General features: G+C 66.9%; 8 protein-coding genes and 1 pseudogene. 2 read left to right on the top strand and 7 right to left on the bottom strand.

All coding sequences use genetic code 11. The features are described from left to right. From AB0H36_RS47270 to AB0H36_RS47240, 7 genes and pseudogenes are all read right to left on the bottom strand, one after another. Nucleotides 1–1239: an IS110 family transposase gene (locus tag AB0H36_RS47270; RefSeq protein WP_360538699.1), complete on the bottom strand. Its 1239-nt coding sequence runs from the start codon at nt 1237–1239 to the stop codon at nt 1–3. A gap of 932 nt (nt 1240–2171) precedes the next feature. Continuing rightward, a pseudogene (locus AB0H36_RS47265) lies at nt 2172–2486 on the bottom strand (transposase); the annotation flags it as partial. A 472-nt stretch (nt 2487–2958) separates the two neighbouring features. Further along, nucleotides 2959–4260: a hypothetical protein gene (locus AB0H36_RS47260; RefSeq protein ID WP_360538696.1), complete on the bottom strand. Its 1302-nt coding sequence runs from the start codon at nt 4258–4260 to the stop codon at nt 2959–2961. A 121-nt stretch (nt 4261–4381) separates the two neighbouring features. After that, entirely contained in the window at nt 4382–4672 is a 291-nt protein-coding gene (locus AB0H36_RS47255; RefSeq protein WP_360538693.1) for a hypothetical protein, read from the bottom strand. Then, nucleotides 4669–5820, bottom strand: coding sequence for an AMP-binding protein (locus AB0H36_RS47250; protein ID WP_360538690.1), 1152 nt, complete (start codon nt 5818–5820; stop codon nt 4669–4671). Before AB0H36_RS47250 ends, AB0H36_RS47255 begins: the two co-directional genes overlap by 4 nt. A 595-nt stretch (nt 5821–6415) precedes the next feature. Continuing rightward, nucleotides 6416–7924, bottom strand: coding sequence for an AMP-binding protein (locus tag AB0H36_RS47245; protein WP_360538687.1), 1509 nt, complete (start codon nt 7922–7924; stop codon nt 6416–6418). 4 nt (nt 7925–7928) lie between these two features. Further along, on the bottom strand, nt 7929–8675 hold the full coding sequence (locus AB0H36_RS47240) for a class II aldolase/adducin family protein (RefSeq protein WP_360538684.1): 747 nt from the start codon (nt 8673–8675) through the stop codon (nt 7929–7931). Between the two features lie 102 nt (nt 8676–8777). Between AB0H36_RS47240 and AB0H36_RS47235 the strand changes: the two genes are divergently transcribed. Both AB0H36_RS47235 and AB0H36_RS47230 read left to right on the top strand, forming a co-directional pair. Continuing rightward, nucleotides 8778–9914, top strand: a complete 1137-nt coding sequence (locus AB0H36_RS47235; protein WP_360538681.1) for an acyl-CoA dehydrogenase family protein — start codon at nt 8778–8780, stop codon at nt 9912–9914. Between the two features lie 19 nt (nt 9915–9933). Then, a partial coding sequence (locus AB0H36_RS47230) for an acyl-CoA dehydrogenase family protein (protein WP_360538678.1) occupies nt 9934–10781 on the top strand: 848 nt, incomplete at its 3' end.

The following is a 10781-nucleotide window of genomic DNA, read 5'->3' as shown; positions in this document are numbered from 1 at the left end:
TCACCGTCCGCGGCTGAGCCTTCCTCGACAATACGCCTGTTCATCGAAAGGTTGTTGGGTCTTGAGCATCCGGTAGGTGAGCCGGCAGGCGTGCCGGGCCAGCGCGACCCGGGCCTGGATGGGTCGCATGCCGCGGGCACGGTACTCGCGGTCGCGTTGCGCGAACGACGGCGAGAACACCGACAGTCCCCAGGCGATCCCCATCAGCGCGTCGCGGTGCTCGGCCAGGCCCTGGCGAGAGATCCGGCCACGGCGGTGCAGAGTCGCAGACTGGTAGAGCGCGGGTGCCAGACCGGTCGCGGAGTACAAATGCTCGGCATCGGGAAACCGCTCGATCGGCAGGCTGTGCGCCGCGAACGCGGCCGCACGCACAACCGCGACCCCGGGCAAGCTCGTCAGGATCTGCCCGTCGGTGCCGGCCAGCAGCTGGGCGATCTCGCCGTCCAGCGCGGCGATGTCCGCGCACAGCATCCGGAAGCGGGCAAGGTCTTTGGCCAGCCGCTGGGCCCGGTGCTCGGCATCGGCTGGTGGCGCCAGGCATCCTCGCCACCGCTGCACCCAGTACTGCGCGTCTGCCTTGGTGAGACGTCCGGGTGAGCGCGCGAGCAGCGACCGCACCGACGGCGCTCGGCCGGCAAACGCCGCAGCACAGGCCAGCACCGCCTGCCCCGAGGGGCGTTCAACCGCCAGGCTCCGGCCGTGCCCGGCCGGCGCGGACAACCCCGGAACCAGGTTGTTCAGTTGATCGTGCAGACGCTGCTGAGCCACCTTGCGATCCGCGACCAACCCGCGCCGGTGCCGCACCACCGCCCGTAACGCCTCCACCTCCACTTCATCCACCAGCACCCGGCCCGCGCCCTGGCGGGCCAGATACGTCAACGCCGCACAATCTCGGTCGTCGGTCTTGAACCGGCCCGATCCCAACTGCACCCGCGCAGCCTTGGTCTCCGACGGCGCGAACAACCGCACCGCCCCCGGATAGCGACGCTCCAACTCCAACGCCCAGGCACGGTGCAGACTCCCAGTCGCCTCGACCGCGAACACCAACCCACGACCGTTCCCACGATGCGCAGCCACTACCTGCTCAACACCGGCCACACCGTCACGAGAGACCGGCACCGACACCGGATCGGCCAACAGACCCGACCCGTCACTGACCCACACCCGGTTCAACACCTTCCCCGGGTCGACGGCCACCACCAACGTGGCAGCATCAAGCGCCACCTGCAGCACCGACATGACCAAAACCTCCTCACAGAGAAGGCTCGAGGCCACACAAGCCATCGAGTCAGACCATCCCTCGACGGCCCATCATCAGCCTGCGCTCGTCGGCATCAACGTCGTTCATGCTCGCTACGCTGCGCGTGCTCCACGTTGACCCCTCCCACACGCACCCTGCCAACACCTCCTACCGAGGGAAGGTCCCCTTCAGGGTCTATCAGCCGCCTGCTGCGATCGGGCCGAGAGTCCTCGCTGCCAACTGGACCAGTGAGTGGTGCAAGGGATTGAGCCGATGGCTCGGACGCGCCGTCGATGGCTCTGCTCTGGGCTTGTTTGATCGGGATCGCGCCGGACTGGGGCGTCCGCATAAACGAGAAGGAGCGACTAGGCCTTACCGAGAGATCGCGCTTGCCAACCTTAAGCGTCGAGATCGAGGCGTGTGGTTAAGGTGCGTGTCCCTCCCCCGCCTTGGCGTGCGTCGCGGGTAACTGCGGGGTGCGAAGACCAGGGTGAAAGGCCCAAGGGCCGCCGTTCCATCCGGTGGCCACAGGCTGGGGAAGACCGGACGGGTGAAGAACATGAACCCTCGTTGACGCCTCGTCATTAGCACTCTCGTCGATGGGATGTTTCAGCGAGAGATAGGGGCCGGCCGTTGTGAGTCGGCGGGTGCCGCCCGGGGGGATTGGCCGGGCGGGAACGCACCACCGTCCCCGGGGTACAGAGGGCGCCCATCGGTCGTATCTGTGTCATGCGGAACGTGACAACCCCGTCGGGGTCCAGGCGACGTGGTCGCCTGGTGGGCTGACCGTGAGGAAGGCTGAACTCCCCGGCGGGAGCAGGACGACCCCGAGAAGCGAATCCCGGTGGCCGAAAGCCAACGGGAAACCGGGAACCTGATGCTGGCTCCTCCGCCAGCGTTCCCGCATAACCGGCCGGATAGGGGTTTGTGCCCGCTCGGTCGTGAGCTTGGCCTGCTCCGCCCGCAGCTCTGCGTTCTCGGCCTCGAGCCGAGCGATTCTCGCCTCCGGTGTCTCCGGCCCAGCATTCGCCCTGGGTGCGCGCTGACAGGCCCGCGAAGGCCTGGACACGGTGGTCCCGGCGGCGGTCGTCTACTTGCCCGAGCCATACAGCTCGCCCCAGCGCGCCAGGGTCGCCCGCTCGATCCCGAGGTCGGCTGCGATCCCACGCAGCGTCGCTCCCGGACTGGACTCGTACAAGTCGACGGCCTGCCGACGGAACTCCTCGGAGTAGTTCTTGCGGGCCATGGTCCCGATCATCTCGCTTCCCCAGCACATGGCTGGATTCAGCGTGTCCAGCAACCAGGGTCAGGCCCCCGAACGAACGCACCGCAACCCGCCTCATACACAGCCACTGCCACCGCCGAACCACCAGCGATGGCAGCCGAACAGCACTTCTGCCAGCCCGCACGCCCGGTTCTGAGGGGCTCCGGCGCGGCAACGCGCCGGAGCTACCCTACGAGTGCGAGTTCACCGCCCTGCGCTACTTCACCCTCGACGGCAGCGGCTACCCCGACCACGCCGCACAGGAGAACGCGATCGCCGGCTACGTCCGCTCGCGCAACAAGCGAGCACAACCCAAACGCCGCTTCGCCACCGACTCCAAGATCCGTCGACCGGATTACCTACCCAACGATGCTTGATGAAGCACTAGCTGAAAGTTGCTCGCCCAGCACCAAGACCTTCCTTCAATCCTGCAGAGGACTGCCTGTGTACGCGTCTAGGCCGGGGTCGATCCGGATGTCACCTGCGAGATGAAGCGCGGCACGGAATCCAGGATCGCTGTGACGTCCGCAGGCTGGATGCTTCCGGGATCGTGCCGGAGGCTGATTCTGAGGGTGTCACCGGCCCGCCAAACGTCATACACGAGGCCGGGACCGTAGCCGGCCTCGCCGCGGTGCTCGATCCAGGTCAACCGCGAGTCGCTATCCGGGGCCAGGGCTCGGGACGGGTCCGCCAGCACATAGTTGTAATAGACACCTTGGATGCCTGGCACCTGGCGACTCCCCAGCTCGTCGACGAGCTGATCGATTCGTAGCGGATCGGCGTATGCCAGTTGCATTGCATGGATCAGCACCTCGTGAACCTTGCGCAGGTCGTCCGGAACCGGCCGTTGTGCGCCGAGATTCTCCAGTATCACGGGGCCCTGCATGAAGAACTTCGCGGATGACGACCGTCCTCGCCGGCTCCATCTGTTGACGCTGAGCACCTGGGCGACGAACACCCTCTGGTCGAGTACATGGCGGTGCCCGGCTGCGATGGCGGCGAGCACGATGGCTGACTCGAAGGTTCGCAACCGACTGGCGCCATGGGACAACGCACCACCGATGCTGCGGCACCAGAGCACCTGTTCCTGCAAGCTGGTCGAGGACTGCCTCGGCGTCGGACCGAGGCGCGAAGCACGGTCGGTCTCGTGCCGGCGAAGCGCAGTGGTCAGGTGTGTGCACCAGCCGCGCTCCCTGGCGTTCTGCCATTCGATTCCGTCGGGGCTGGCCTCCCAGTGCGCAAGCTCGGCGGGTGAGAAGCCGGTTTCGGCGGGCAGAGATCGCCGCTGGAGCAACGCGATCAGATCAGCTTGCAGGACTTCGGCTCCGCGCCGATCTGTCGCGATGTGATCGACCACGAGCCGAAGGTGCGGAGCGCCGTCAACGGAGCGGCTTCGCTCGATGATGAAGGGTAGCTCGCGATCGAGATCAAAGGAATGATCGCGCGCGGAGTCGCTCGTCAGCGATCGGATCAGATCGGCCTCCGGCGCGGCGTGGAGGATCTGACTGCCCCGAACACCGTCCCACTGGTAGCGGGTGCGCAGCGTCGGGTGGCGCTGTATCAGGGTTCGGAGCGCCGCGGTGACGGCATCATTGGTGAGACCAGCGATGTCGGCGTCGATCCGGAGGTTGTTGACGTGAGCATCGCGTCGATCAGCCGCCGCCCAGCCGCCGTTCACCGAGTCAGCTCCCATGGCCCAATCAAGCACAGGCCAGCTCATCCTCGATCGGTCCACCTCGACCGGCAGGTTTACCATCGCCTCAGCGTAAGAGGCCAAACGACGGCCTGTCCTGGTTGTACAACACCAGCCTCAGAGTGAGAGCTTGGAGTTACGGTGCTAGGAAGAGTCCGCCAGACTCACCAGTTCGTATGGAGCGTTACGCCAGCGTCCGGTGCCCTGGGATCGCGCGAGTCAGACGCTGCACAGAAGTCTGCCTCAGCTTTCCGATTTCGTCGCGCGGGAACCTCCGTGTGAACCACCACATTCTGGGGACCTTGAAGCCGGCGACGAGCGCACTGCAGTGGGTCCGGAGATCCACCACCAACCGGTCTTCGTCGGCCTCCTCGGTCATCACAAGGGCTGCCGTGATCTGTCCGAACTCCGCGTCTTCGTGGCCGAACACCACCGTATCGAGCGCTGCCGGGTGCCGCAGCAAGGCAGCGGTCACCTCGGCCGGATAGATGTTGACCCCTCCACACACATCGTGTCGTCGACCCGCCCGTCGAGGTACAGGTAGCCGTCCTCGTCCAGATGTCCAAGCTCGTCGAACGTGAAGACACCGGGCCGGAGATGAGCGGCTCGGGTCTTGCGCGGATCGTTGTTGTATGCGAAACCGCTGCGGGTGGCGCGTTCGATGAAGACACGTCCCCGTTCGCCCGGTGGTAGCGGCATACCGTCGGAATCGACGATAGTCACTGTGGATCGCGGCAAGGGCCGGCCGACACTCCCTCGGTGGCGCTCCCACTGCTCCGAGTCGATCATTGTCGCGATGCCGCCCTCTGTCGCGCCGTAGTACTCGACCAGCACAGGTCGCCACCAGGCGATCATGTCGGTCTTGACGTGGATGTCGCATGTGCCGCCGCCGTGCCACACCGTTTCGAGGCTGCCGCCGCCATGGGACCGGCCACTCGCGTCGCGGTAACGCAGCAGCCGGATGAAATGGGTCGGCACCAGGTGGCAGTGGTCGATCGCTTCCGCAGCGACGACGTCCAGGAAGCCGGCTGGCTCGAACTTCTCGAGGACCCGGATCCGGCTTCCCAGGAGAAGCGACATCAGGCCGAAGTACAGAGGGGCCGAGTGGTACCACGGGCAAACCAGCAAACCACGTCTGCCGGTGGGAATCCCGACCACGTGCCGAGCGAGTCGCAGAGTCGCCACGACGGTGTTCATGGGCGAGCCGAGTGTGAACAGGTGGCTTAGTACACTACGCGGCGTACCGGTGGTTCCTGATGTGTAGAGCATCAGCCCACCGCAGGTCTGGGACGCCGGCTCCCGCGCGTCTACCGCATCGATGTCCTGATCCACGCTCAGGTGACGGATCCCGCGACCGGCTACCGCCGCTGCCGTCTCCTCCCCGCGGTCTGGGTCCGAGATGACCACCCGGCAGCCGGCATCGACCACGATCTGTGCGATCTCGGCCGGGACGAGCCGGCAGTTCACCGGCACCAGGACGAGCCCGCTGTGCAAGCAGGCGAGCAGCACCTCGAGACACTCGATGCGATTCCCACTGACCAGGGCGACGGCGTCACCAGGCCGGAGTCCGGTCGCCCGAAGAAGCCCAGACCGTAGCCTGCGGCGCCGCACTGCTCGAACCACGCGGGCCTCCGTTCGAGCCACGCGGGCCCTCCGTCGCGGTCGATAGCCTTGGACGGGTCGGCGAGCACGAGTGTCGAACGGCGTGAAGCCCGTCGCGGTACCCAACGGCGTCCGCTGGACACGGCCAGTCAATTCAGCCCGCAACACGTCGGCTCCGTGCAGATCCGTTGCGATGTGTTGACCACCAGCCGGAGGTGCGGCACACCCTCAGCCGTCCGGCTCGCTCCACGCCGAAGGGCCGTTCGTGGTCCAGGTCGAAGGAGTGCTCGGCAACAGAGTCGTTGATTGTCGATCGGATCAACTCGACGTCCGGAGTCGCGTGCAGTACCCGCGTTCCACCAGCGCCACCCCACAGGTAGCGCGTGCGTAGGGTCGGATGCCGCTCGACCAAAGCTTCGATCGCCGCCACGACCACATCGTTGGAGATGCCAACGAGATCCGGCTGCAGCGGGAAGACGCGTCGCGCCGGTCGGCCCCCAGCCCAATCCAGCACCGGCCAGCTCATCCTCGACCGCTCCAGCCCGGCCGACAGATACACCGTCGACTCAGCTTAGGCCCGTCGGCCGGTACCAAAGTAGCGCTTGGTTGCACAGCATCATGGCGAAGCATGCCCCGGAATGGCACGTACAAGCTGCCGAACCGAGTCCAGCCGAACTTTGCCAGCCTCGTCGCGGGGAAACTGTCGCGTGAACCACCACCACCTGGGCACCTTGAAGCCAGCGACCAGCCTGGCACAGTGCCGCCGCAGGTCCGCTACGAGCAGATCCTCGTCGATCAGGTTCTCGGCCATCACCAGCGCTGCAGCGACCTGCCCGAACTCTGCGTCCTGGTAGCCGAAGACCACGGCGTCGAGCACCGCCGGGTGCCGCCGCAGGGCCGCAGTCACCTCTGCCGGGTAAATGTTGACGCCCCCGCACACGATCAGGTCATCGGCGCGCCCGTCGAGGTAGAGGTAGCCGTCCGCATCAACGCGCCCGAGCTCGCCGAACGTGTAGACGCCAGCTCGCAGATGTGCCGCGCGGGTCTTATCCGGATCACGGTGGTACGCGAACCCCTCGTGCGTGGGACGTTCGACGAAGACCCGCCCACTCTCGCCCGGCGGGACCGGTCCGCCGTCGGGACCGACGACGGTGACCGTGGTCCCGGGCAACGGCCGGCCGACACTCCCGCGGTGGCGCTCCCACCGCGCCGAGTCGATCATAGTCGCGATTCCGCCCTCGGTGGCTCCGTAGTACTCGACGAGCACCGGCCCCCACCAGGCGATCATCTCCGTCTTGACTTCAGGATCGCAGAAGCCGCCGCCGTGCCAGACCGTTTCGAGTCCACCGATGTACGTTCCGGGGCGCCGATCGCGCAACAGTCGGACAAAGTGGGTCGGAACTAGATGGCAGTGGTCGATCGACTCCGCGGCCACGATCTCCAGGAACGCCGCCGAATCGAACTTGTCGAGGATCCGAGTGCGGTTACCGAGCAGCAGCGACATGAGACCGAAGTACAGAGGCGCCGAGTGGTACCACGGGCACACGAGCAGGCCTCGCCGTCGGGCCGGGATCCCGACGATATAGCGCGCGGCCCGCAATGCACGGGCGGCTGCGTCCATCGGTGCGCCCAAGGTGAACAGGTGGCTCATCACACCACGCGGCGTGCCGGTCGTTCCCGACGTGTAGAGCATCAGCCCACCGCAGGTCTGGTCGCCCGGCGCGGCCGGGTCCAGCATCGCGAGATCCTGCTCCAGACTGAGATGAGTGATCTCGAGTCCCAGCGCCGCCGCGGCCGTCGCATCGTCGCACGCAGGCTCGGACAGCACGACCCGGCAGCCCGAGTCACGAAGGATGTGAGCGACCTCGGCCGGGGCGAGCCGCGAGTTCACCGGCACGAGCACCAACCCGCTATGCAGACAGGCAAGCAGCACCTCAAGACATTCGATGCGATTGTTGCACACCACCGCGACGACTTCGCGCGGCCGGAGCCCTGCCCCGCGAAGAGCAGCCACCCAACGGTTGACCCGCTCGTCCAGTTCCCGCCAGGTGCAGCTCCGTCGCCGGTCGGCGACAGCCTCCTCGGTGCCGTGCAGCCGGACCAGCTCGTTCAGCAACGCAACCAAGGCCTCACCTCAGCAGATCGGGGCTGTCAGCAACGATCTCGGCGTACAGCGACCTGAAGTTGAGCCGGCCCATCGATGGCACGCCCATCACTCCAGCTACCTCCTGGGCGGTCTCAACTGGAACCGGAATCGGCCGCCCGGCCGATTCCGCAAGCAACTGGATCTGGCAGCACTTGTCCATCAGGACGAACCACCACGCCGCCTCACCGACGGACCGCCCGACAGTCAACAGGCCGTGGTTCTGCAGGATGACAGCCTTCATCCCGGACAGAGTCGCCGCGATACGTTTGGCCTCGGCCGCTTCCAGGACGACGCCCGGAAAGTCCCGGTGCACCGCGTGGTCCCCGAAGAACGCACACGCGTCCTGCGTGATCGGGTCGAGCGGCCGACCGAGCGACGACCAGGCACGGCCGTACGTCGAATGCGTGTGCACAGCCGCGATGACGTCCGGACGCCCGGCATGTAACTGCGAGTGAATCGCGTACCCTGCCGGGTTGACCCGACCGTTGCCCTTGACAACGTTACCGGCCTGGTCGACCAGCAGCAGGTCGCGGACGCAAACGGTGCCGAACGGCTGGCCGAACGGGTTGATCCAGAACCGATCCGGGTACTCAGGATCTCGCGCTGTCACATGGCCACCGGCGCCTTCGTCGAGCCCGCGCCGGGCCAGGATCCGGAAGGTCACAGCCAGCTCCCGCAGGCGGACCTCCCGCTCCTCCGCCGGTGCACGCACGGTTCTCGCCTCAGCCACGACGTTCGCTCCCTTCCGTATCGATGCCGCTATCCGCCGCGATCAACCCTCCGGGCGATCCGACCCTAGCCGCGGTCGTCGTGCCCTGACTACAGTCGCCAAGTGGACACCCTGAGCGCGCCTGGCACCTTTCGGCGGGCGCTCCGCGCCTGGTTGCGGACCAACCGGCGGTATGCACCGGAGCTCGGCGACCGCGGCAAGCCGAGCTTGCAGGCGTGGAGCCAGCGGTTGTTCGACGGCGGGTACGCGGGCCTCACCTGGCCTGTCGAGTTCGGCGGTCACGGGTACGGCATCGAGCACGAGCTGATCCTGGCGGAGGAATGCGATCGGGCTGGCGTCCCCGAGCCGCCGAACATCGTCGGTCTGCAGATGGCCGGACCGACATTGATCCAGCATGGTTCGGCCCAGCAGCAACGCCGGCACTTGGAGCCGATCCTGATCGGCAGTCAAATGTTCTGCCTGGGCTTCTCCGAGTCGGAAGCCGGGTCCGACCTCGGCGCAGTCCGCACCCGAGCCACCCGGGTCGACGGCGGGTACCGCATCGACGGTACGAAGCTGTGGTCATCGTACGCCCAGCTCGCGGACTTCTGTCTCGTGCTGGCGCGGACCGATCCAGACGTCGGCCCGCACCGGGGTCTGTCCCTCCTCCTCGTCGACCTGACCAGCGACGGCATCGATGTGACGCCGATCCGTCAGATCAACGGCGACGAGAACTTCTGCCGGATCCGGTTCGACCGCGTTGTCGTCGGGGACGACGCAGTGGTCGGAGCCGCAGGATCCGGCTGGACGGTGGCGATGAGCGCCCTGTCGCACGAGCGCGTCACGCTCGCAGGCACGCTGGTCGCGCGCCTCGCCACCCAGCTGGACAGGCTCGTCACCTCTATGAGGGAGCGCGGCGTCGCGGCCGAGCCGGCGCTGCGGCACCGCCTCGCACTCTTGTACATCGATGTCCAGGCTCTGAAGGCCACCGCCAAAAGAACGATGTCCGAGCTCGTCACCACCGGCCGCCCCGGTCCGCAGAGCAGGATCCTCAAGCTCCAGTGGTCGCGCTCAAATCAGGACCTCACGGCCTTGGCGATCGATGTCCTCGGCAACGACGTCATGACAGTCGACCCGACGGCCGCCGGATGGACAGCTCAGCTACTGCGCAGTCGCGGCAGCACGATCGAGGGCGGCACCACCGAGATTCTGCAGTCCGTGATCGCGGAACAAGTCGCGGGACTGCCCAGGACCAGATAGCCGATCCACAGGAGCACCAGTGACCACGACGAGCGACGATTGCCTCTCCGTTCAGTGCACAGCCCGCGACGTCCTCGCCCGCCGCTACCCGACGGACCGGATCGCGGAGCTCGCGGACAGTCCTCTGCGAGCGGATCCGGCGGGCTGGTCAGAACTGACAGAGCTGGGCTGGTTCGATGCCGACCTGCCGGCCCTCGCCCAGGTCCGTGTGGCCGAGGAGTGTGGCTACTACCTCACACCGCAGCCCTGGTGGCCCACGATGTGTCTGACCGTACTGGGCGAGGCGAGATCTGGGCCTGACAGCGTCGCAATAGGGTTCGATGAGACGGCGGGCCCGATGCCGAAAGCCGTGGCGACGTGGGGCGATTCCTGGACGCTGACCGGCGCCGTCGGCCTGGTGCCGGATCTCGAGCTCGCCGCAGGAGTCATCGTCGCGGGAGATTCACCCGCGGGACCGATGCTGTTTCGCGTCGATCTGGCCGCCCAGGGCGTCGACGTTCACCGTGGGGCACCGTTGGACCCGTTGCGAACCATCGGAGCCATCACACTGTCTGCTGCCCGCGCGGAGCCGGTCTGTCACACCCCGACGGCTGAGGCCACAATCGCCGCGATCCGCTCGCGCGGACTCCTCCTGCTGGCCGCCGAAGCCGTCGGGGTGGCGCGACGCGCTTATGACTTCGCCCGCGAGTATGCGTGCGCAAGGCAACAGTTCGGACGCCCGATCGGCGGCTACCAGGCGGTCGCCTTTCGGATCGCAGACATGTACGTCGAGCTCGAGCTGGCTCGCTCCCTGACGCTGGCCGCCGCCGGCAACGAGACACAGGCAGCGGTCAGCTGCACACTCCTAGCGGCCCGGCGGGCCGCGAT

Source organism: Kribbella sp. NPDC050820 (assembly GCF_040653975.1).
Lineage (GTDB): Bacteria > Actinomycetota > Actinomycetes > Propionibacteriales > Kribbellaceae > Kribbella.
The sequence above is the reverse complement of the archived record's forward strand: the minus strand, read 5'-3'. Positions and strand labels throughout refer to the sequence as shown.